Source organism: Citromicrobium bathyomarinum (assembly GCF_038594485.1).
GTDB classification, from domain to species: domain Bacteria; phylum Pseudomonadota; class Alphaproteobacteria; order Sphingomonadales; family Sphingomonadaceae; genus Alteriqipengyuania; species Alteriqipengyuania bathyomarina_A.
On the sequence record NZ_JBCFZG010000004.1, the window covers coordinates 830,878 to 851,772 of the forward strand.

The 20,895-nt window shown below is 66.3% G+C and carries 23 protein-coding genes and 1 tRNA gene; 18 read left to right on the plus strand and 6 right to left on the minus strand.

The features are described from left to right. Positions 1-23: 23 nt before the first annotated feature. From AAG591_RS09510 to AAG591_RS09525, 4 genes are read left to right on the plus strand one after another with little or no spacing between them, the layout of a single operon-like run. A complete protein-coding gene (locus AAG591_RS09510) occupies positions 24-584 on the plus strand; it encodes a sulfotransferase family 2 domain-containing protein (protein ID WP_342530960.1) in 561 nt (186 codons plus the stop codon). Beyond that, a complete protein-coding gene (locus AAG591_RS09515; protein WP_342530962.1) occupies positions 581-1,456 on the plus strand; it encodes a glycosyltransferase in 876 nt (291 codons plus the stop codon). The genes AAG591_RS09510 and AAG591_RS09515 overlap by 4 nt, the downstream gene beginning before the upstream one ends. Beyond that, on the plus strand, positions 1,453-2,265 hold the full coding sequence (locus AAG591_RS09520) for a sulfotransferase (RefSeq protein WP_342530963.1): 813 nt from the start codon (positions 1,453-1,455) through the stop codon (positions 2,263-2,265). The genes AAG591_RS09515 and AAG591_RS09520 overlap by 4 nt, the downstream gene beginning before the upstream one ends. Further along, positions 2,262-3,011, plus strand: coding sequence for a sulfotransferase family 2 domain-containing protein (locus AAG591_RS09525; protein ID WP_342530964.1), 750 nt, complete (start codon positions 2,262-2,264; stop codon positions 3,009-3,011). Before AAG591_RS09520 ends, AAG591_RS09525 begins: the two co-directional genes overlap by 4 nt. A 233-nt stretch (positions 3,012-3,244) precedes the next feature. Here the strand turns inward: AAG591_RS09525 and AAG591_RS09530 are convergent. Continuing rightward, a tRNA-Leu gene (locus AAG591_RS09530) sits at positions 3,245-3,331 on the minus strand. 134 nt (positions 3,332-3,465) lie between these two features. Next, positions 3,466-4,173, minus strand: coding sequence for a zinc-ribbon domain-containing protein (locus AAG591_RS09535; protein ID WP_342530965.1), 708 nt, complete (start codon positions 4,171-4,173; stop codon positions 3,466-3,468). Between the two features lie 165 nt (positions 4,174-4,338). On the opposite strand from AAG591_RS09535, the gene ftsE reads away from it, so the two are divergent. From ftsE to AAG591_RS09555, 4 genes are read left to right on the plus strand one after another with little or no spacing between them, the layout of a single operon-like run. Continuing rightward, complete coding sequence (gene ftsE / locus AAG591_RS09540; RefSeq protein ID WP_342531255.1) at positions 4,339-5,073, plus strand: cell division ATP-binding protein FtsE; 735 nt, start codon at positions 4,339-4,341, stop codon at positions 5,071-5,073. Beyond that, a complete protein-coding gene (locus AAG591_RS09545) occupies positions 5,070-5,999 on the plus strand; it encodes a cell division protein FtsX (RefSeq protein WP_342530967.1) in 930 nt (309 codons plus the stop codon). Before ftsE ends, AAG591_RS09545 begins: the two co-directional genes overlap by 4 nt. Continuing rightward, complete coding sequence (locus tag AAG591_RS09550; protein WP_342530968.1) at positions 5,996-6,526, plus strand: YdcF family protein; 531 nt, start codon at positions 5,996-5,998, stop codon at positions 6,524-6,526. The genes AAG591_RS09545 and AAG591_RS09550 overlap by 4 nt, the downstream gene beginning before the upstream one ends. 1 nt (position 6,527) lies before the next feature. Next, entirely contained in the window at positions 6,528-7,208 is a 681-nt protein-coding gene (locus tag AAG591_RS09555; RefSeq protein WP_342530969.1) for a lysophospholipid acyltransferase family protein, read from the plus strand. Here the strand turns inward: AAG591_RS09555 and AAG591_RS09560 are convergent. Further along, a complete protein-coding gene (locus AAG591_RS09560; protein WP_342530971.1) occupies positions 7,205-8,296 on the minus strand; it encodes a pyridoxal phosphate-dependent aminotransferase in 1,092 nt (363 codons plus the stop codon). The genes AAG591_RS09555 and AAG591_RS09560 overlap by 4 nt on opposite strands. A 133-nt stretch (positions 8,297-8,429) precedes the next feature. Here AAG591_RS09560 and metX point away from each other — a divergent pair, with 133 nt between their 5' ends. The 3 genes from metX to metW are packed head-to-tail and all read left to right on the plus strand — an operon-like array spanning position 8,430 to position 10,551. Continuing rightward, positions 8,430-9,533: a homoserine O-acetyltransferase MetX gene (gene metX, locus AAG591_RS09565; protein ID WP_342530972.1), complete on the plus strand. Its 1,104-nt coding sequence runs from the start codon at positions 8,430-8,432 to the stop codon at positions 9,531-9,533. Then, positions 9,530-9,952: a GNAT family N-acetyltransferase gene (locus AAG591_RS09570; RefSeq protein ID WP_342530973.1), complete on the plus strand. Its 423-nt coding sequence runs from the start codon at positions 9,530-9,532 to the stop codon at positions 9,950-9,952. The genes metX and AAG591_RS09570 overlap by 4 nt, the downstream gene beginning before the upstream one ends. Continuing rightward, positions 9,949-10,551 carry a methionine biosynthesis protein MetW gene (gene metW / locus AAG591_RS09575; protein ID WP_342530974.1) on the plus strand — a complete coding sequence of 201 codons (603 nt, stop codon included), beginning with the start codon at positions 9,949-9,951 and terminating at the stop codon, positions 10,549-10,551. Before AAG591_RS09570 ends, metW begins: the two co-directional genes overlap by 4 nt. A 129-nt stretch (positions 10,552-10,680) precedes the next feature. Here the strand turns inward: metW and AAG591_RS09580 are convergent, their stop codons facing one another. Next, entirely contained in the window at positions 10,681-11,061 is a 381-nt protein-coding gene (locus AAG591_RS09580; protein ID WP_342530975.1) for a VOC family protein, read from the minus strand. A gap of 122 nt (positions 11,062-11,183) precedes the next feature. Here AAG591_RS09580 and bchI point away from each other — a divergent pair, with 122 nt between their 5' ends. From bchI to AAG591_RS09600, 4 genes are all read left to right on the plus strand, one after another. Beyond that, on the plus strand, positions 11,184-12,185 hold the full coding sequence (bchI, locus tag AAG591_RS09585) for a magnesium chelatase ATPase subunit I (RefSeq protein WP_342530977.1): 1,002 nt from the start codon (positions 11,184-11,186) through the stop codon (positions 12,183-12,185). After that, positions 12,182-13,882: a magnesium chelatase subunit D gene (locus tag AAG591_RS09590; protein ID WP_342530979.1), complete on the plus strand. Its 1,701-nt coding sequence runs from the start codon at positions 12,182-12,184 to the stop codon at positions 13,880-13,882. The genes bchI and AAG591_RS09590 overlap by 4 nt, the downstream gene beginning before the upstream one ends. Continuing rightward, positions 13,879-14,778, plus strand: coding sequence for an alpha/beta fold hydrolase BchO (gene bchO / locus AAG591_RS09595; RefSeq protein WP_342530981.1), 900 nt, complete (start codon positions 13,879-13,881; stop codon positions 14,776-14,778). Before AAG591_RS09590 ends, bchO begins: the two co-directional genes overlap by 4 nt. A 143-nt stretch (positions 14,779-14,921) precedes the next feature. Continuing rightward, on the plus strand, positions 14,922-15,068 hold the full coding sequence (locus AAG591_RS09600) for a hypothetical protein (RefSeq protein WP_342530983.1): 147 nt from the start codon (positions 14,922-14,924) through the stop codon (positions 15,066-15,068). A gap of 13 nt (positions 15,069-15,081) precedes the next feature. Here AAG591_RS09600 and AAG591_RS09605 read toward each other — a convergent pair whose 3' ends face one another. Further along, positions 15,082-15,801, minus strand: coding sequence for a hydroxyneurosporene dehydrogenase (locus AAG591_RS09605; protein ID WP_342530984.1), 720 nt, complete (start codon positions 15,799-15,801; stop codon positions 15,082-15,084). Between the two features lie 119 nt (positions 15,802-15,920). Further along, positions 15,921-17,501 (minus strand): 1-hydroxycarotenoid 3,4-desaturase CrtD, encoded by a 1,581-nt coding sequence (gene crtD, locus AAG591_RS09610; protein ID WP_342530986.1) that lies wholly within the window; start codon positions 17,499-17,501, stop codon positions 15,921-15,923. A gap of 61 nt (positions 17,502-17,562) precedes the next feature. Between crtD and AAG591_RS09615 the strand changes: the two genes are divergently transcribed. The 3 genes from AAG591_RS09615 to AAG591_RS09625 all read left to right on the plus strand — a co-directional run bounded on the left by AAG591_RS09615 (position 17,563) and on the right by AAG591_RS09625 (position 20,751). Continuing rightward, positions 17,563-18,711 carry a methyltransferase gene (locus AAG591_RS09615; protein ID WP_342530988.1) on the plus strand — a complete coding sequence of 383 codons (1,149 nt, stop codon included), beginning with the start codon at positions 17,563-17,565 and terminating at the stop codon, positions 18,709-18,711. A gap of 112 nt (positions 18,712-18,823) precedes the next feature. After that, complete coding sequence (gene bchC / locus AAG591_RS09620; protein WP_342530989.1) at positions 18,824-19,759, plus strand: chlorophyll synthesis pathway protein BchC; 936 nt, start codon at positions 18,824-18,826, stop codon at positions 19,757-19,759. Beyond that, positions 19,756-20,751 carry a chlorophyllide a reductase iron protein subunit X gene (locus AAG591_RS09625; protein WP_342530991.1) on the plus strand — a complete coding sequence of 332 codons (996 nt, stop codon included), beginning with the start codon at positions 19,756-19,758 and terminating at the stop codon, positions 20,749-20,751. Before bchC ends, AAG591_RS09625 begins: the two co-directional genes overlap by 4 nt. The last annotated feature ends 144 nt before the right edge of the window (positions 20,752-20,895 follow it).

The window sequence follows — 20,895 nt, forward strand, 5'->3', positions numbered from 1 at the left end:
GATCGCATGCGGTCCGCGCGGCCTTGCGCCCGCATCTGGCGGCGACGGATTGGGAACAGTGCACGCGCTTCGAAACCCGGTTATGTCCCGTGCCCCAGATCGCTTCCATCGGTCATGGGCACATCCCTGCACGCACTATCAGCGTGGCGCTGCTGCCCGGCATGTGGGAGGAGATGACAAGCTTCGCGATTTTTCGCGACCCGCTCGAAAGGTTTGTCTCGGCATTCTTCCTGCTCAACCGCGATAAAGCCTGGGACGGCATCGATGCGCTCGATGCGATGAAGCGCTTGCTGGCGGACGACAAAAGGCGCGAGCACGTCCTCTTGTCCGAGCAGGCCAGTTTCGTATGCGACGCCGAGGGGCAGTTGATGGTGAACGTCTTGGGTCTCCATTCCAAGCTGAGTTCCGATCTTGCGGCAATCTTCGAACGGGTCGGCCTGCCGCCGCCGCTTCTCCCACGGGTCAACGCAGCGCCTTATCCGCCCAGCTTCGCACCCGACGCAGAGTTGCGAGAACTGGTAGAGCACCATTACGCGGCGGATTACGCGCTTGGCAGGACGTTTCGGGAGACACCGCCGCAATGAGCGACAAGTTCGCTATCGTCACGGTATCGTCAGACGATTTCGCCCTCGGCAGCGCGGTTGCGCTGGCGTCGTTTCGCCAGTCGAACCGCTGGTTTTCTGGCGACACTGTGGTGATTGCGACCGATCTTTCGGACGATCGACGCACATTGATCGGGGCGGCGGGTCCAACGCAATTTCGCGCTCCTTGCGACGAATTGATGCGAAGGATCGACGCCCTGTGCGAGGCCCGGCCCGACCTGCACACACGGCGGCTTCGCTTCTGCTCGCTGGAGAGCTTCGCACTGACCGGATACGACAAGGTCCTGTTTCTCGATAGCGACACCGTAGTTTCGGGCGATTTCGAAGAACTGTTCCGGCGTCCGGAGCCGTTCATCGCCGCGCCTGACAAAGCGACCCTGACCGGCCAACGACGCGATCGGACCAGCTTTGCGCCGATTGCCGCCGGTGACCCGGACGGACTCGCGAGTTTCAACGCCGGAATGATGCTGATCGGGCGAGAACTGCTCGGCGGGACAATCGTGGACGATCTTCTCGACCTGCTCGACCCGGCCGCGTGGGTGGGCCTGGAGACAGACCACACCGATCAGTTCGTGCTCAATCGCCAGCTCGCGCGGCAGGCGACGCTTGTCGACCCGTTTTACAATTTGCCGATCGGGCATCGCATCGCGGCGCAGCAGTTGCAGGGTAGAAGCGTCGAGGAGGTGTGCATGTTTCACTTCAGCGGTCCACGCAAACCCTGGAAGCCCGATCGGATCGTTGAACGGGCGATCGAGGATCCGGTGTTCGCCTTCGCCCTTGCGAAATGGCACCGTGCCTTTGAGCGGATGGTTGCCGAGGCGCATCTTGCCAGACTTGCGACCAGCGCAGGATGACGGGTTCGCCGAACCCCGCTGCCATGGCCTTTGCGGCTGTCCGAACCAGCCTGGTCGTGCTCGGTCCCAACAATTCGGGTTCGACCCTGTTACGCAATGCCATCGCTGCATCGAGCGGATGCTGGCACCTGTCGCGCGAGGCACAGCACATCCCCGGCTTCCCCGGTCCTTCGACCCGGAGCACAGGTACGCGCCTGATATGGGCTGCGAGCGCAGACAGGCTGGCCCGGGTTGCCGATCCGGCATTGCACGACTGGCCGCGCAGCTGGGCGGCCTGGATGAGCGCGGCCGAGGCAGACGATGTCGGATCCTCCGTGATCGTTATGTCCTCGCCACCCTTCCTGTTTCTCGCTCGGGAACTGGCCAGCGCGCTGCCTGCTGCCCGCTTTGTTTTCCTGGTACGGGATCCGCTGGCGATAGCCGGAGGCATTCTTCGCCGGGGGGCACAGCAAGCGCTGTCGCGAGGAGAAAACCTTGTCGAGGTGGTGGCGAGTCACATCATCGGCTGCTTCGAACGCCAGCGCGAGAACGTTGGGTGCCCGGATACGGAGGGTGCGATGCTGCGATACGAAGACATGTGTGCCAACCCCGCGTCGGCAAGTCGGCGCATCCTTCGTCTGGTCCCCGAACTCGGCAAGATCGATCTTGCGCAGCGCGTGGCGGTGAAGGGTCTCTATGACGAACCATTGCGGAACATGAACGCGGACTCGATCGGCGCGCTGACCGCCGATGAGCTGGCCGTGCTGAATGCCGCCTTCGCTGAGCACGGCGAGCTGTTCGACTTCTTTGGTTATGGAGTGGCGCAATGACGGGTCCGCTCTGGGTTTTTCTGCACATGCCCAAGACCGGGGGCACGACGTTCAAGGCGCATCTCGAACGCTACCTGACGTGGGACGAGCAGCTTGTTGAATTTTCGAACTGGGGCCGCCGCTACCGGGCCGACAGGGAACTGGAAGAATTCGCAGATCGTCCGGAAGAGGAGCGGTCGAAAGCCGTGGTACTTGCGGGGCATCGCCTCAATTATGGCGCGCACCGTCTCGTCCCCGGGGAGCGCGACGTGCGTTACATCACCTTCCTGCGCGATCCGGCAGAGAGGTGCGTGTCCCTGTACAATTTTCGGAAGAGCAGGGGCACGACGCAAGCTGATTTCGTGTCATGGTATCGAGACGAATTCCTGACCAACGATATGAATTCGATCGTCGGGTTCTATGCATCCCGCACCCTTCCGCCCGAAATGATGACCGACGATGGCACTCGGATGGAGGCGGCCAGGGCTCTGCTGGAGCGCTGCTGGCATGTCGGGTTCACCGATCGGCTGTCCGAAAGTCTCGATTTTCTATGCGGCGAAATCGGCATCCCCGCCGACTGGACCGACCAGCGCGTAGCCGGGAGCGGAGAACAGCTGAAATCGCCCTCGCATCCCTCGGACGGCGAGATGATCGCCCGTCATATCACGCTCGACGCGGAGCTTCGCACGCGGATTCATGCCGACAGGCCAGAAGATTTTGCGCTCTATGAGTGGGCCGGCAAGGCCTTTGGCACCACCCGTAATTGAGGGACGGCGCGGAGCGCGCGGGTTCCGCGCGCCGCCTTTTGATCCCCGATCGCTGTCCGGCGATCAGGATGCGAATGCCTGAAACGGGCACGGTTCCCAGCATGAGAGGACGACCGATACCACCCGCCTCCGACTGCTGCCGGCGCCAATGAGGATGGAAATGGCGCACGGCAGTGCCAAGCGCGCCGGAAACACTTCGCCAGCCCGGGGCCGGGGAGGGAAAAAAGGGGTATTGGTGCGGTCGAGAAGACTCGAACTTCCACGGCCTTGCGGCCACAACGACCTCAACGTTGCGCGTCTACCAGTTCCGCCACGACCGCACACAAGCCCGCATGTCCGGGCTGCATCCGGGATCAGCCTTTACGACCGGACCCCGTGAGGAAGCGGCGCACTAGCAGGGGTGCACGCGCCTCGCAAGCGCCTTTGCAACACCTATCCGCAGACCGCGTTTCGGTCAGGAAGGGCTCCAGCCGATCTCGGCGAATTTGGCCGATTTCGGCAGGTCTGTGATCGCTTCGTTGATGCTGAGCGTCTCGCCCGGCTGGAGGCGGCCCTGCCGTGGCAGGATTTCCCAGTTGTAGACCTTCCGGTTGCGCGAATCGTACAGCACGATCAGCACCGGCGGCACCGCCTTGGTCTCGTGCCCGACATTCTTGATCTCGCCCGCGACGCCGAAATATTCGCTGCCGTCGGGCAGCGTGCGGCGGTCCTGCTGGCTTGCCGGGAATTCGAGCACAAGATCGGGCTCGTTCATCGCAAAGGTGGGACGGCTGACGGGCACCCAGTCGGGCAGGCCCGCATAGCTGACCGCACCGATCGTACCGACCGAAATCACCGCGAACAGGCTGGCCGCCATGCCCCACATCTTGAGCGGATTGCGACGCGGCCGAAACGGCGGTTCGGCAGCGAATTGCGACCGGCCTGCCGTGTCATCCTCGGTGTCGTCGCTGGCACCGATCGGCGGAACGTCGTGCCATGGCTGGCGCTGGGCGGTCTCGACCTTGGCCGAACCGTCCTGCTCCAGCGTCTCCAGATCGAGTTCGCTTCCTTCCTGGAACCAGCTATGGCGGCAGCGCGCGCAGCGCACCGTCCGCCCCTCTGCACCAATGGCGCTGTCGGGCACGGCATAGCGGGTGTCACAGGCGGGGCAGGCAAGGATCATGGTGAGTATGTCATTACGCCGTGCAAGGCTTGCGAGGCAAGCGCCCCGGTGGTGGACGGGCCGGATTTGCGCCTTTTGTCCACACGCAATGCGCCCTATATCGCCCCTCGTTAACCACGGGACGGGTCGGTAGCGCGTGAGGCAGCATGATGGCGGGGCATGAAAATGTCGGGGGGTGACGGCGAAGTCGCCTTCTTCGACAATGTCGGCCTGCGCTACGGGACCGGCAAGGAAATCCTGACCGACGTCAGCTTTTCGCTGTGGCCGGGCAGCTTCTATTTCCTGACCGGCGCGAGCGGGGCGGGCAAGACCAGCCTGCTCAAGCTGCTGTATCTTGCGCAGCGCCCGTCGCGCGGGATTATCCGCATGTTCGGCAGCGACGTGATCACCATGCCGCGTTCGCGTCTGCCGGGGTTCCGGCGGCGGCTGGGCGTGGTCTTCCAGGACTTCAGGCTGGTCGATCACCTCTCCGCATTCGACAATGTCGCGCTGCCGCTGCGGATCGCGGGGGTGGACGAGAGCGAGCTGGTTCAGCCGGTGTCCGACATGCTCGAATGGGTGGGGCTGGCGCACCGTTCGGAAGCGCGGCCCGAGACGCTTTCGGGCGGCGAGAAGCAGCGCGTGGCCATCGCCCGCGCGGTGATCGGTCGGCCCGACATCCTGCTGGCGGACGAGCCGACGGGCAACGTCGACCCGGACATGGCGCTCAAGCTGATGCGGCTGTTCGAATCGCTCAACCGGCTGGGCACGACGGTGATCGTCGCGACCCACGATGTGCATCTGCTGCAGAACGTTCGCAGCTCGATGATCATGCGGCTGGACAAGGGGCGGCTGGCGGACCCGACCGGCGCGCTGCGCTATCCGCCGCGCAAGCCCGCGAGCAGCGAGGGGCAGCAATGAGCCAGCCTCCGCTCTCCGACGCTGCGCGTGCAGGGCAATCCACTTTCGATGGCGACAAGGCGCGCGCACTGATCCCGCAGGCGCGGCTGGCCGGGCCGATGCCGTGGGTACTCGCAATCATGGTCGCGCTGACCGTGCTGGCGGCTGGCGCAGGTCTGTCGCTGGGCAATCTGGCGGGCGGTGCGCGGTCTGAACTCTCGGGCGGGGCGACGGTCCAGATACTCGACGCCGATCCCACCACACGCGCGCAGCAGGCGAATGCGGCGCAGGAGGCGTTGCAGTCGATGGACATGGTCGCGCAGAGCCGTCTGGTCCCGCAGGAGGAACTCGACGCGCTGCTCGAACCCTGGCTCGGCACTGCAGGCGATGCCGAAACCGTGCCGGTGCCCGCGCTGATCGACGTGCGGCTGGGCGGGCGGGCGACCCCCGAAGCGATGGAGCGGTTGCGCGATCGCCTTGCCGATGTCGCCCCCGATGCGCGGATCGATGCGCAGTCATCCTGGCTGCAACCGGTGTTCAGCGCTTTGAGGTCGCTGCAATACCTGGCTCTGGCGCTGGTCCTTCTGCTGGCCGTCACCAGCGCGGCGGCGGTGTTCCTCGCGGCGCGCAGTGCGCTCGGTAACAACCGCGAGACGATTGCGATCGTGCACCTGCTGGGCGGCACCGACGGGCAGATCGCGCAGCTGTTCCAGCGGGCGGTGCTGTTCGATTCGATCCTCGGCGGGGCAGTCGGGCTGGTCCTCGGCCTCGCGGCCATTCTGGGGCTCGGCTATCAGTTCGCCGCGCTCGACAGCGGGATGATCGCCAGCGCCGGTCTGGACTGGGTGGACTGGATACTGATCGCGCTGATCCCTATTCTGGGTGTGGTGCTTGCGGTCGCAACCGCGCGTTTCACCGTTCTTGCCGCGGTTAGGAAAATGCTTTGATCTGGCGTCTGGGTCTCGTCGTGGTGCTCGCGTGGCTGCTGGGCTTCGTCTGGTTCGCCGGATGGTTGCCCGATCCTGCGCCGATGGAGCGCACCGATGCGGTGATCGTGCCCACAGGTTCCGCCGGACGGATCGAGCGAGGGCTGGAGGTCGTGCAGACCGACAGTGCGGATACCCTGCTCGTCACCGGGGTCGATCCCGAGGTGAAGCCCGCCGAATTCGCCGCGCAGTTCAACGTGCCCGAGAAGATCATGGCCTGCTGCGTCACCCTCGGCTTCGCCGCGACCGACACCCGCGGTAACGCGCAGGAAACACGCGAATGGGCGGAGGCGAACGACATCGAGAGCCTGCGTCTCGTCACCAGCGACTGGCACATGCGCCGCGCCGCCACCGAATTGCGCCGCGAATTGCCCGACAATGTCAGGATCGTGAAGGATGCCGTGCGTAGCGAGCCGAGCCTGTGGATGCTGTTCGTGGAATATCACAAGTGGCTGGTGAGCCGCACGGTGGGGCCGCTGCTGTCCTGAGATGAACCTGCTGCGCAGCCTCGCTTTCTACAGCGTCTTCTATCTGGGTACGCTGGTTCTGCTTCTGATCATCCCTTTCCAGGGTGCGCGGGCCGTGCGCAGGGTGGCGGGCGGATGGAGCGCGCTGCACCGCTGGTGCGTTCGCCATCTCCTGCGGATCAGGATCATCCAGCAGGGCGGCCCGATCGATGGGCCTGCACTATACGCCATGCGGCACGAGAGCTTTTTCGAAGCGATCGACGCGCCCTGTGTGTTCGTAGAGCCGGTTATCTTCGCCAAGCAGGAATTGTTCGAGATACCTGTGTGGGGCGGGGCGGCGCGCAAGTACGGCCTCATCCCCGTTGCGCGCGACGAGGGCGCGAAGGCGCTGCGCGACCTCATGCGCGCGGCAAAGGGCGCGAAGGCGGATAGGCGCCCCTTCCTGATCTTCCCCGAAGGAACGCGCACGCCGCATGGTGACGAAGGGCCGATCGTCTCCGGCTTCGCGGGGCTGTACAAGCTGCTCGACCTGCCGGTGGTGCCCGTCGCGGTGAACAGCGGGCCGCTCTATCGCGGGTTTCTGAAGCGGCCGGGGCAGATCACGTACCGTTTCGGTCCCCCTATCGAGAAGGGCCTGCCGCGTGAACAGATCGAGGCGAGGGTGCGCGAGGCGATCAACGCCTTGCAGCCGTCGACCCGCTAGGCCCCTAGCGCTGCCTCGATCGCGTCGCCGACCCTGGCCATGTCGTCCTTGCCTCCGATGGTGATGCGCAAGGCCTCACCCAGGCCCTGGCCGGGCAGGTGGCGGACCGCGTAGCCCGCATCGGCAATCGCATCGCGGACCCGTTCGGCGGTTGTCTGGTCGGGGAAGGTTGCAAGCACGAAATTGGCCTCGCTCGGCAAGGCGCGCACGCCCCGGTTGCCCAGCGATTCAAGCCGCGCGACGAACGCCGCGCGGGTTTGAGCGTTTGCGTCTCGGCAATGGCGGATGAAGTCCTGATCGCGCACTGCCGCCAGCGCGCCTGCCTGGCCCGCACCCGATACGTTGAACGGCCCGCGAATACGGTTGAGCGCGTCGATCAGGTGCGGCGCTCCCGTCGCCCAGCCAACCCGCGCCGAGGCGATTCCGTAAATCTTGGAAAAGGTCCGCGTGACCAGCACGTTGTCTGCCCGGCCCGCGAGCGCGAGGCCCGGCGCGCCCGCATCGTCGAGATATTCGGCATAGGCCTGATCGAGCACCAGCAGCACGCCAGACGGCAGACCCGCGTGGAGCCGCTCGACTTCCGAATCGGGCAGGTGCGTGCCGGTTGGATTGTTCGGGTTATCGAGCAGTACCACCCGCGTGCGGGGCGTTACCGCAGCAAGGATATTGTCGACCGAGGCGGCGAAATCCTCGTTCTCGGCAAGAACCGCGCTCGCGCCGACCTTCTTCGCCAGCAGCGGATAGAGCGAGAAGGCGAAGCGCGAGAACAGCACTTCGTCGCCGACCCCAGCGAAGGCCTGAACCGCGCAGTTGAGCAGTTCGCCTGAGCCGGTGCCACACACGATCAGTGCCGGGTCGATCCCGTGAAGTTCGCCGAGCGCGGTACGCAGCGCGATGCTGTCCGGATCGGGATAGCGTGCGGCTTCGCGGCTCTGCATCATCGCCGCGAGCGCCGCCTCGCTGCACCCCAGCGGATTCTCGTTGGCGGAAAGCTTGACCAGCGCCCGTCCGTCCGCCGCCTTGGCGACCCCTGGCACGTAGGCCGCGATGTCGAGGATGTAGGGTTTTGGCTGGGGTTTCTCTGTCATCTCGATCGTCAGGCCATAAGGAAAATCAGCCCTTCGACAAGCTCAGGGCGAGCGGTTAGAGGACGGTTTGCAGAAACCCGTTCGTGCTGAGCTTGTCGAAGCACCGTATTTCCGTTTGGTGCAAGCCCAGATCATGCAAGACCCCGCGACCGCCCTTACTCTGCCCGATCCCTTGCCGCTGGATAGCGGTGCGACGTTGTCGCCGGTAAGGATCGCCTACCAGCAATACGGCGAACTTTCGCCAGCGCGCGACAACGTGGTGCTGATCTTCCATGCGCTGACCGGCGACCAGTACGTCGCGAGCCCGCATCCCGCGACCGGCAAGCCGGGCTGGTGGGATCGGATGGTTGGGCCCGGCAAGCCAATCGACACGGACCGGTTCTGTGTGATCTGCGCCAATGTGATCGGCGGATGCATGGGTTCGACCGGCCCTGCGAGCGAAGGCCCGGGTGGCACGCGTTACGGCCAGAACTTCCCGGTGGTGACGATCCACGACATGGTTCGCGCGATTGCGCGCCTGCTTGACGCGTTAGGCGTAGACAGGCTGCACGCGGCGGTCGGCGGGTCGATGGGCGGGATGCAGGCGCTCGCGTTCGCGTCGCAATTTCCGAGCCGCGCCGAACGCGTGCTGGTGCTGGCCAGCGCCGCGCGCCAGTCCGCGCAGAACATCGCCTTCCATGAAGTCGGGCGACAGGCGATCATGGCCGACGCCAACTGGAAAGGTGGCGAATATTACGACGGCGATCACCCCGATGCCGGCCTCGCCGTGGCGCGCATGGCGGCGCACATCACCTACCTTTCCGAAGCGGGCCTGACCGAGAAGTTCGGCCGGCGGCTGCAACAGCGGCCCGACGGCACCGATGGTGCCAAGTCCTTCGGGTTCGAGGCGGATTTCGAGGTCGAATCCTACCTGCGCTACCAGGGCAGCGGCTTCACCCGCCGGTTCGACGCCAATTCCTACCTCTATATCACCCGCGCGATGGACTATTTCGACCTTGCCGAGGAGCATGGCGGGCGGCTGGCCGATGCCTTTGCGAGCACGACATCGCGCTTCTGCGTGGTCAGCTTCGATACCGACTGGCTCTATCCGACCGAGGAGGGCCGCCACATCGTCCGCGCGCTCAACGCGGCAGGCGCACCGGTCAGCTTTGTCGAGCTGTCCTCGCCATACGGCCACGATGGCTTCCTGCTCGAGACGCCGGGGCTGGACGAGGTTGTGCAGGGGTTCGTATCGTGAGCGATCTTCCCGGCGGCTACGAATTGCGTGACGGGGCCGATGCCCGCGCTGCTCACGCCTTTCTGACCCACAGTTACTGGTCGCCCGGCATTGCGTTCGAGACGGTCGAGAAGGCGCTGGCCAACAGCGTGTGCGTCAGCGTGCTGTATGACGGTGCGCAGGTCGGCATGGCGCGGGTCATCACCGACCGGACCACCTTCGCCTATCTCGCAGACGTTTACGTGCTCGACGGGCATGGCGGGAAGGGCTTGGCAAAGGCCATGGTCGGCCATCTGCAGGGTCACGCCGAGCTGCAAGGCCTGCGCCGCTGGATGCTGGCGACCCGCGATGCGCACGGATTGTATGAAAGTCTCGGTTGGCAGTCGCTGCCGGACCCGAGCATCTTCATGCAGCGCCATTTCCCGGACATCTACTCATGAGCCAACTTCCCGATCTGCGCCCAGACCTTGCGGCAATTGCCGGGACGATCCCGGACGGATCGCGCGTGCTCGATATCGGTTGCGGCGAGGGCACGCTGCTCGCCGCGCTGGCGGCGCACAAGGGAGTCGATGCGCGCGGTCTGGAGATCGACCCCGAGCGTGTGGCGACCTGTGTGGCGCGTGGGCTGTCCGTCGTGCAGGGCGATGCAGAGGCGGATCTGGTGCATTATCCGGACGATGCGTTCGACTATGCGATCCTCGGCCAGACGATCCAGATGGTCGACCGGCCTGCCGAGGTGATCGACGAACTGCTGCGCGTGGGCCGCGCCGCCTTCGTCAGCTTCCCCAATTTCGCGCACTGGCGGATGCGGGTCGCGCTGGGGCTGGGCGGGCGTATGCCCGTGACGCCAGCGCTGCCCGAAAGCTGGCACGCGACAGGCAATATCCGCAATCTGACCGTGGTCGATTTCAAGGAACTGGTGAGCGATCGCGGTGCCCGGATCGAGCGCGCGTGGTATTTTGGCAAAGGCCGCGAGATCGGCGAATTCGGCGCAAACCTGCGCGCCGAATTCGCCCTGTTCCTCGTGGTGCGGGGTTAGGCCCCCATTCCTTCCCTCCCCCTGGGGAGGGGCAGGGGGTGGGGGGCGGCATTGGTGGTTTGGTCCGCCCAAGCCGTGAACGCCGCACACCCCCACCCAGCCTCCCCCTTAAGGAGGAGTCAGGCCGCCTCAGCCCGGGCGATACATCGCGCAGATCTTGTTGCCGGCGGGATCGCGCAGATAGGCGAGATACAGCTTCATGCCTGCGCCTTCGCGAATGCCCGGCGGGTCTTCGATCGCGGTGCCGCCATGCGCGAGACCGGCCTCGTGCCAGGCATTGGCCTGTTCTTCGCTGGTCGCGGCGAAGCCGATGGTCGAGCCGTTGCCGCAGCTCGCAGGCTGGCCGTCGATCGGCTTGCTCAGCATGAAGATGCCGCCGTTGTGGATGTACATCACCCGCCCTTTGGAATCGACCGAGCCCTCTCGCCCGCCGAGCGCCTTGAAGCAGGCGTCGTAAAAGGTCTTCGAAGCTTCGATATCTTCCGCGCCAAGCATCACGTGGCTGAACATGCATTTCTCTCCCGGATTGGTTGCAGTCTGCCACCCGTCCTAGCAGCGCATCGTCCGCACACAATCGACAAACCATGAAGACACTTGCCAGCGTCCGATTGCTGCGACACTCTCGCGCAGCAATGGCGCGTTTTCCGTTTTCCGCGATCGTCGGTCAGGACGAGATGAAGCAGGCGCTGCTGATCGCGGCGGTCGATCCTGCGATCGGCGGTGTGATGGTGTTCGGGGACCGGGGGACGGGCAAGTCCACCGCTGCACGCGCGCTGGCGGGTCTGCTGCCGTCGATCAGCGCAATCCAGGATTGCCCATACGGCTGCTCGAAGGAAGATGAGGCACGCTATCCCGACGTGTGCGGCACCGGCCCGCTGCGCAAGCGGGCGGTTCCCTTCGTCGATCTGCCGCTGGGCGCGACCGAAGACCGGGTGCTGGGCGCGCTCGACCTCGAACGCGCGCTGCGATCGGGCGAAAAGGCGTTCGAGCCGGGGCTGCTCGCCAAGGCGCATCGCGGCTTTCTCTATATCGACGAGATCAACCTGCTGGAGGATCACCTGGTCGACCTGCTGCTCGACGTGGCAGCCTCGGGCGAGAATGTGGTCGAGCGTGAAGGCCTGTCGGTCCGACACCCGGCCAAGTTCGTGTTGATCGGCAGCGGAAATCCCGAAGAGGGCGAACTGCGCCCGCAATTGCTCGACCGCTTCGGCCTCTCGGTCGAAGTGCGCACGCCCGGCGATATCGACACGCGGGTGGAGATCATGCGCCGCTGCGCGCGTCAGGAAGCCGACCCCGATGGCTTTGCGGGCGAATGGTCCGACGAAGAGGACAAGGTGCTGCGCCGGATCGACCGTGGCCGCAAGCGGCTGGCGAAGATCGAAGTGCCCGATGCGATGCTCACCAAAGCGGCCGAGCTGTGCATGGCGGTGGGCGCCGATGGCCTGCGCGGTGAACTCACCGTGATGCGCGCGGCCAAGGCGCTCGCGGCGCTGGAGGGGGCCAGGGCGCTGGCCGAAAAGCACCTGATCGCGGTTGCACCCTCGGCCCTGCGCCACAGGTTGCGGCGCGACGTCCTCGACGAGACCGGATCGACCGCGCGGATCGAGCGCGCGATCGGCGAAGTCTTCGGATGAACGCCGAGGCCGGGCAGGGGGCCGATGCCGCGGCGGACGCTCTGCTCGCGCTTCGCCTGTTCCTTGCCGCGCCCGATGCGCTTGGCGGCGTGAGCCTGCGAGGGGCAGGCCCGGCGCGCGACGGCTTGATCGAATGGCTTCGCGAAGGGGTGGAAGGGCCGCTGCGCCGTCTGCCCGCGCATATCGACGACGAACGGCTGCTGGGCGGGGTCGATCTCGCCGCCAGCCTTGCGACCGGCCGCAGCGTGCGGGCGCGGGGGCTGCTCGAAGAGATCGCGGGCGGCGTGCTGGTGGTGCCGCTGGCAGAGCGGCTCGATCGCGATGTGGCGGGGCGGCTGGCGCAGGCGCTCGATGGCGACGCGCGGTTCGGTCTGGTGCTGCTCGACGACGGGCGCGAGGGGGATGACGAAGCACCGCCGTCGGCGTTGCTGGAACGGGTGGCGTTCCATTGCGACCTGACGCGCGCGCCATCACTTGTTTGCGACCCCATCGATGCCGCCAGCATCCCGATCGACGCGGTTGTACCGCTGGACGAGGAAGCGATGCACGCGCTTGCCGCGACCGCGACGGCGCTGGGGGTCGACTCGGTGCGTGCACTCAATTTCGCAGGGCACGCCGCCCGCGCCCATGCCGCGCTGGCAGGGTGTGCCGAGGTGAACGGGCGGGATATCGCCGCCGCCGCGCGCCTCGTTCTGGGTCCCCGCGCGACGCAGATGCCTGCTCCGCAAGAACACGACAGCGAAGACGCGCCTCCGCCGCCGCCGGACCAGTCCGACGCGGGCGAGGCGGACGCACATGCGCAGCCGGGCGACACGCCGCTCGACGAGGTTGTGCTGGAGGCCGCGCTTGCGGCGATCCCGCCCGATCTGCTCGCGCAATTGGCCGAAGGGCGAACGCGGCGCAGCAGTGGCAGCGGCGGTGGGAAGAAGCGCACCTCGGGCCAGCGCGGCAGACCGCTGAGCGCCCGGCCTGGGAGCCCGCGCGGCGGCACGCGGCTGGCGCTGGTCGATACCTTGCGCGCAGCGGTTCCGTGGCAGGAGCTCAGGCGGCGCGAGACCGGGAGCGATGGCGATCAGCTGATCATCCGCAAGTCCGACCTGCGTGTCCGCCGGTACGAGCAGCGCGCCGGACGCGTCACGATCTTCTGCGTCGATGCCTCGGGATCGGCGGCGGCGGCGCGGCTGGCCGAGGCCAAGGGCGCGGTCGAGCTGATGCTGGCGCAGGCCTACGTCACCCGCAGCGAGGTTGCGCTGGTCGCCTTCAGGGGAGAGGGCGCGGAGGTGCTGCTGCCGCCGACCCGCTCGTTGACCCGCGCGCGCCGCGTGCTGTCCGCAATGCCGGGCGGGGGCGGGACGCCGCTCGCGACAGGCCTCAGGACGGGGCACCAGTTGGCCGAGGTGGTCGCCGCGCGTGGCAAGACGCCGCATCTGGTGATCCTGACCGACGGGCGCGCCAATGTCGGGGCGAACGGTCTGGGCGGCCGGGCGCAGGCGAAGGCCGACGCAATCGAGGCAGGCCGGGCGATTGCAACTCGCGGGCTCGATGCCCTGGTCGTCGATATCTCGGCGCGCACCGCGCCCGAAGCCTCCGAACTGGCGCAGGCGATGCGCGCCCGCTTCCTCGCACTGCCGATGGCCGACGCGGCGAAGCTTCACGCGGCGGTCAAGGCCACGCAACCGGCAGCGCTGGCCGCATGAGCGAGCCACTCGACTGGGATCGCGACGGACGCCACTGGCCGCACCGCGAGGCAAGCCGCTTTGTCGAGAGCGGTGGCATTCGCTGGCACGTGCAGGTGATGGGGCGCGAACTCGGATCCGCGCCCATCCTGCTGCCGCTCCACGGCACCGGCGCGTCCACGCATTCGTGGCGCGGGGTGATGCCCGCGCTTGCCGAACGCTACACGCTCGTCGCGCCCGATCTGCCGGGGCACGCCTTCACCGGGCGGCTGCCCGATGCGCAGATGACGCTGCCGGGCATGGCGAAGGCAGTCCTAGGCCTGATCGAAACGCTCGACATCGTCCCCGATGCCATCATCGGCCACTCCGCGGGGGCTGCAATTGCGCTGACCATGGCGCGCGGACGCGATCGGTGTGCCGATACGCCGATCATCGGCCTCAATGCCGCGCTCACGCCCCTGCCGTGGCCCGCAACGCAGGTGTTCCCCGCGATGGCGCGGCTGCTCGCGCTCAATCCGCTGGTGCCCAAGGTGTTCTCGGGCGTTTCCCGGCTGGCGGGCGATACCGCAGGTTTCATCCAGCGATCGACGAACTCGCGGATCGATCGCGAGGGGGCGCGCTGTTACGCCACGCTGCTCGGCAATAGCCGGCACGCGCGCGGTGCGTTGGCGATGATGGCGAACTGGGATCTCGACACGCTCGATCGCGCCTTGCCCGACATCGCCAACCCGGTGCTGCTGGTCCACGCGCGCGGCGACAATGCCATTCCGCTGAGCGGGGTCGAGGAAGCCGCGCGCAAGCTGCCCAATGCGCAGCTGGAAGTTCTGCCGGGGCTGGGCCACCTCGCGCACGAGGAACGGCCCGAGGACATCGCGGAGCTGATCGCCGCATTTCTGGCCACGCACGATGTGAGCTAGCAGGGCCTCGCCAGATGCTCGTCATTGCGAGCGGGCGAAGCAATCCAGCGTGGTTTCGCGCCTGCTCTGGAATGCTTCGTCACTACGTTTCTCGCAATGACGGTTGGTTGATAAGCAGCGAAGCGATTGCGGGAGAGCAAGCGATGGAAGGCTTTGGCGAGCATTACGGGTGGGTAGAGATCGTGTTCACCGCGCTGGTCGCGCTCGGCTTCGGCGGATGGCAATACTGGTCGGTCAGCCGCGAGATAAAGCGCGACAAGGACGCAAAGCGCACCGACCGCGACCAATAGTCACCCGCAAGATTTAGCCGACCACCCGCGGCATCCGGTACGGCAGCATGAACTGGACGATTGGGGAAGAGAAACGCCGCATGTCGAGGCTTTCCTGCACCGCCACCACCTGTTCCCCATAAAGGCGCGAGGCCACCGTGGAGCGGGCGTAGAAGGGCGCATCCTCCCACGTCCTGATCACACTCGCATGGCCCCGGTCGCCGCGCGTCTTGCGCTCCATCTGCCACAGGGTGTTGGGCAAGGGCGCGGTCATCGGCAGTTCCACCTGCTGCGGCGTGCCATAGGCGTCGAACCGGATCGCGCTGGCGAAGTGGGACTTGTCCGAACGCGTGCCCTCGTAACAGACCATCGCCCCATCGCTCAGGTGCGCGCGCGACCAGTGCCACACGTCGAATCCGTCCTCCAGCGACTCGGACCCGAAATTGGAATCGAGGTAGGCGCGCCCCGTCCAGCTCACTCCGGGTTCGCGCATATCGACCTCGATCCGCGCACGCGGAGCGAGGCAATGCCAGGTGTGCCTGCCCTCCGGGTCGAGCGCGAAGGGCACAGGGTTGAGCGCTTCTGGGAACACGCGGATCGTGCCGCGAACCGGGCGCTGCCACGGGATGCCGAGCCGCTTGTCCTGCTCGACGATGTCGATCTCCAGCGCCTGGCCGGTCCAGCGCACGCTGCTCGGCCCGATGGCAAGCACGTCGCGTTCCTGCGTCACATCGCCTTGTCCGCGCTCGGTCATCGCCCAGCGCGCCTTCGGCCCATATAGCGCGACATTGAGCGCGGCGTGGTTCAGCGGGGCGCCGCGCCCGCTTGCCTTGTAGTAGGGGGAGAATACGCTGCCGAGAAAGGCAATGATCGTCAGGCCGTGGCGTCCCGTACCACCCTTGGCGTCTTCACTGATCGCGTCGACATACCACCAGCCATAGCCACCGGGCGCGATCGCCGTATCGAAGCGAGGTGCGCCATCGCTGCGCGCGCTGCGATCTGCCCGGACAAGGCGGCCATCGGCACGCCCGCGCCCGGATGGGTGCTCCCCCCGGCGCAGTAGAGACCAGGGATCCGCGTGTGCGCGCCCTGCCGAAGGAAGGACGCCGCCCACCCGTGCGAGGCCCGTCCATAAAGGGCTCCACCCGTCGAGGGGAACAGCGCGTCGAAATCCGCCGGAGTGACCAGCGTGTGCGGAAAGTCCGCCTCCAGCTCCAGCCCGCAGCGGGAAAGGCTGCGCGTCATGGCCATGGTGCATCGATCGAGCTCCTTCTGGGAAAAACTGTGCCGGTCGCCGTTGGCGGGGGCGTTGACGATCACCTGCAGTCGCTCGCGCCCCGTCGGGCCGGGCCCGTCGATTGTGCGGGCATCGCGGTCCAGCGCGCAGATGTAGACGCTGGGATCGGTGATCTGGCTGCCACAAGACAGCGCGCGGAACTCGGCAGGATAGTCGCGCGAGAACATGACGTTGTGGCGCGACAGCGGGAACCCCTGTGTCTTTGCATGCGCGAGCCACACCATCGCGGAGAGCGACCGGCGCGCGGGTGGCGTGCGGCCCACGGCGCGGCTTGCTGCCATGCCGAAGCGCCCGCTGGCGAGCGCTGCGGGGTCGGCGTTGCACAGCACCGTGTCGGCCGCGATCCTTTCGCCGTTGTCGAGGGTGACGCCCGATGTCCCGCGTCCGTCCGTTTCGATGGAGGCAACGCCTTCGCCCAGCCGGAAACGCGCTCCGTTGCGCTCGGCCAGTCCCTTCAGCGCCTCTGCCAGCGCGCTCATCCCGCCGTCGATCAGCCACACACCCTTCGCCTCGACATGCGCGATCAGCATCAGCGTCGCCGGGGCGGAGAAGGGGGAGGAACCGCAATAGGTGGTGTAGCGGCCGAACAGCTGGCGCAAGCGCGGATCGTCGAAATGCTCGCCGAGCGCCTTCCACAGGCTCTCGTAAGGCCTGATCGCGGCGAGATCGCCGAAGTGGAACAGGCCGATCCGCCGCATCAGCGGCAGCGGCCAGAAGACCTTGCTTTGCCGCAGCAGGCTGTCGTCGAGGATGTTATATATCCTCCGCGCTTCCTCGCGAAAGCTGCGATAGCTGCGCGCCGCCTTCGCTCCGGCGAAGACGCCGATCGCATCCTCGCTGCGCAGGGGATCGGCAAAGAGGTCGAGCCGCTTGTGCGTATCCCAAGCGTGGCGGGCGATGATGTGGGCGGGGCGGACCGAGAGCGACTCCGAAAGCGAACCGCCGCAGGCACGGAACACGTCTTCGAAGACCTCGCGCAGGGTGAAGACGGTCGGCCCGGCATCGATCGCGGCGCCGTCGACTTCGAGTCGCCGCGCCTTGCCGCCGACCTGCGCTTCCTTCTCGACCACGGTGACATCCCAGCCGCGCGCCGCGAGGAGCGCGGCGCTAACCAGCCCGCCGATGCCCGCTCCGATCACGACAACCTTGCCAGCCACCTGCCTGCTCTCCCGCAAGACGATTGCTATTTACATAGCATGTGTCCAACAGAATGGACAAATGATCGAGGGTCAAGCCAAATCAACCGCCTGTCCAGGTGAACGACCTCAGGGGTGGCAGGTGCGGATGCTCAGCTGGCGCAACAGGGTGATCGGTTCGCAGCGGTTCCAGAAATGGGCTGCGGCCACTCCATTCGTGCGCTCGATTGCAAGGCGTCGCGCTGCGCAGCTGTTCGACCTTGTGGCGGGGTTCAGCTACTCTCAGGTGCTTCTAGCTGTCGTTGAGAGCGGTTGTGTGCAGCGGTTGGCGCAAGGCCCGGCGACGACTGCCGAACTGGCGGAAATCGCTGGACTTTCGGAGGATGCCTGCGTCCGTCTGATGCGCGCCGCCGCCGCTCTGGGGATAGTGGAGGAGGTGGGGCTGAAGGGCGAGGCGTCCTGCTGGATGCTCGGCCGCCACGGCGCGGCGCTGCACCCAAATGAGGGCGCGCTGGCCATGATCCGCCATCACCGCCTGCTCTACGCCGACCTCGCCGATCCGCTGGCCCTGCTGCGCGCCGACCGGGCGGAACCGACCGCATTGCAGCGTTTCTGGACCTATGCGGGGCAGGGTTGCGATGGTCTCGATGGTGCTGGTGCGGATCCCTATTCGCACCTGATGTCTGCGTCCCAGGCGGCGGTCTCGCATGAGATACTGGCGGCATACGATTTCAGCCGACACGAGTCGCTGCTCGATGTGGGCGGCGGGCACGGGGCTTTCCTCAGTGCGGTTGGCGAGGCGGCGCCGCGCCTTCGGCTCGGCCTGTTCGATCTGCCCGAGGTGATCGAAGGCGTGCCCGAGTCGCTCGGCGCCGATCGGCACCCCGGCAGCTTTCTGACCGACGATATTCCAAGCGGTTACGACTGCATGTCGCTGGTCCGCATCCTCCACGATCACGACGATGCGCCGGCCCTGCATCTCCTGAAGAACATCCGCGCCGCCCTGGCGCCCGGCAAAACCCTGCTGATCGGCGAACCACTGGCCGAAACTCCCGGAGCAGAAGCAATGGGCGGTGCCTATTTCGGCATGTACCTCTGGGCCATGGGTTCCGGCCGTCCCCGGACCGTGAATGAAATACGCGCGATGCTGGCGGAAGCGGGATTTTCGGCCAGCCGCAGGGTTTCGACCCGTCAGCCAATTATTGCATCCGTGATCGTCGCGCAGGCCTGACAGTTAAACTGTCATGACCGTTTGACAGTTCGTATTGTTAAGCGTAGCTGACAATCGGGCCATCGCCTCTTTTGTCGCGGTGGGACCAAGGGGCAGGAGAGGCATAGAGACGATGGAATCATTGGCCGTCACACTCGAAGGACCGGGGCGTCTCGCGCTCAAGCGTCTCGAGCTTCGGGCGGTCGAGGCGGGCGACGTGGTCGTCGCGGTCCATTGGAGCGGGGTCAGCTCGGGTACCGAGAAGCTGCTGTGGACGGGCGAGATGCCGCCGTTCCCAGGCATGGGCTACCCGCTGGTGCCCGGCTACGAATCGGTCGGGCGGATTGTCGATGCCGGTGCCGGCGTTGAGGCGCGCATCGGCGAGTGGGTCTTCGTTCCCGGCGCCAATTGCTACACCGAGGCGCGCGGGCTGTTCGGCGGCACCGCTCAGACGCTGATCGTTCCTTCGGCTCGCGCGCTGCCAATTCCCGAGTCACTGGCCGAAAAAGGCGTGCTGTTTGCGCTCGCCGCGACCGCGCAGCATGCGCTTTCGGGCGGAACGCCGCCCGACCTGATCGTCGGTCACGGAGTACTCGGTCGCCTGCTTGCGCGGCTGACCATCGCCAGCGGTGCGCCTGCGCCGACGGTCTGGGACAACAAGGAACAGCGCCGCCGCGGTGCGCAGGGTTACCAGGTTGTCGCTCCCAAGGACGATGAGCGCCACGATTACCGCGCTATCTACGACGCCAGCGGCAGCAGCGATGTGATCGATATCCTGCTTGGCCGCATCGCCCGGCAAGGCGAGATCGTGCTGGCAGGCTTCTACGCCAACCGCATCAGCTTCGCCTTTCCCGCCGCCTTCCAGCGCGAGGCACGCCTGCGCGTCGCAGCCGAATGGCAGCCTGAAAACCTCTTGCAGACGCACGATCTGATCGAACGCGGCGCACTCGACCTCACCGGGCTCGTTACCGATGTGGCCCCGGCGGGCGAGGCGTGCAGCGCTTACCCGACCGCCTTCGAAAGCCGCGACTGCCTCAAGCTGGTGCTGGACTGGAGCGAACTTGCATGACCCATCTCGATTCCCATTCTGCCATCGACGCCTTGCGCGAAGAGGCCGCGATCGAACCCGATCCGGTCCACGATGGAGAGGTGACCAAGGAAACGCAGGTCATCGCGATCTATGGCAAGGGCGGCTCGGGCAAGAGCTTCGCGCTCTCCAACCTCAGCTACATGATGGCGCAGCAGGGCAAGCGCGTGCTGCTCATTGGCTGCGATCCCAAGTCAGATACCACCAGCCTGCTGTTCGGCGGCAAGGCCTGCCCGACGATCATCGAAACCAGCTCCAAGAAGAAGCTCGCAGGCGAGGAGGTCAGCATCGAGGATGTCTGCTTCCAGCGCGACGGGGTGTTCGCGATGGAACTGGGCGGGCCCGAAGTCGGCCGCGGCTGCGGTGGGCGCGGGATCATCCACGGGTTCGAATTGCTCGAGAAGCTGGGCTTCCACGAATGGGGCTTCGACTACGTTCTGCTCGACTTCTTGGGTGACGTGGTGTGCGGCGGCTTCGGCCTGCCGATTGCGCGCGACATGTGCCAGAAGGTGATCGTGGTCGGGTCGAACGACCTGCAATCGCTCTACGTCGCCAACAACGTCTGCAAGGCGGTCGAATATTTCCGCTCGATGGGCGGCAATGTCGGTGTCGCGGGCATGATCGTGAACAAGGACGACGGCACGGGCGAGGCGCAGGCCTTCGCCAAGGCGGTCGACATCCCGGTGCTCTGCGCGATCCCCGCGAACGAGGAAATCCGTCGCAAGTCGGCCAATTACCAGATCATCGGCAAGCCCGGCGGCGAGTGGGCCCCGCTGTTCGAGGAGCTGGCGATCAACGTCGCCAACGCCCCGCCGCAGCGGCCCACGCCGCTCGAAGGGGATGGCCTGCTCGACCTGTTCAGCCCCGAAGACACTGGCGGCAACGTCCAGCTGATCCCGGCGACACAGGCGGACATGCGCGGCGGGGCGTTCGAGCCGAAGCCGAGCCTCGAGGTGGTTTATGACGAGGTTTGAGGCTCGCAAAATCCTCCCCCTTGGGGGAGGGGAACCAGCGAAGCTGGTGGAGGGGCGTGCGTTCCGAGCCGCCATCATCGCTGGTTCGATTAGTCGCCCGCACCCCTCCACCATCCTTCGGATGGTCCCCCTCCCCCTGCCGGG